Source organism: Moorella mulderi DSM 14980 (assembly GCF_001594015.1).
In the GTDB taxonomy this organism is placed as follows: domain Bacteria; phylum Bacillota; class DSM-521; order Neomoorellales; family Neomoorellaceae; genus Neomoorella; species Neomoorella mulderi.
Map to the genome: position 1 here is coordinate 1 of NZ_LTBC01000060.1, position 690 is coordinate 690.

Annotated in this window: 1 pseudogene; it reads right to left on the bottom strand. The window is 56.7% G+C overall.

The features are described from left to right. A pseudogene (locus MOMUL_RS15240) lies at positions 1 to 690 on the bottom strand (transposase); the annotation flags it as partial.

Consider the following 690-nt stretch of genomic DNA (forward strand, 5'->3'; position numbering starts at 1 on the left):
TTCGCCCCGTGAAGCACCCAGTTGGCCATTGTCTGCCGGGACAGTTCAATCCCCAAACCTTTAAACTGCTGCTCCTGGCGGTAGAGGGGTAACCCCGCCCCGTATTTCTGGGTCATAATGTAGGCCATGAGGGAGGGAGATACAGGGCTCCCGGGAAGTATAGGAGCCGGAATAGGTGCCGTGATAACGGGAGTGGTTATCTCTTCCCGCTCGCAGCGGCGGCAGGAATAGACGTAGCGCACATGCTTAACCACTTTCACCTGGGCCGGGATGACCTTAAGTTCCTGCCGCACCTTGGTGCTCATTTCATGCAAAGGGCCGCCGCAGCACGGACAGACCCGTTCTTCTTCCGGCAGGCGGTGCTCTACTACTTCTACCGGCAGGTCTTCCAGGTTCATCTCCCGGCGGCTGCGCCCTTTGCGGCGCTGGTAGGTGATGGTTTCCAAATCCGGCTCAGGTGCCTCCGGCCGGGCTTCCACTTCCGCCTCATTAAAAAGCAAAAGCTGCTCTCTTCTAAAGGCCTGGTTCGTTCGCTGGAAACACCGAATTGCCGTCTTTTACTCAAACGGAACTGCTCCATAAACCAGTTTAGCTTGGCGGTCAGTTCGGCATTTTGTTGTTCCAGCTGCATACATTGCTCTTCCAGCTGCAGGCAGCGGCTTTGCAGCTCTTCTATGGTCATGGCGGCGA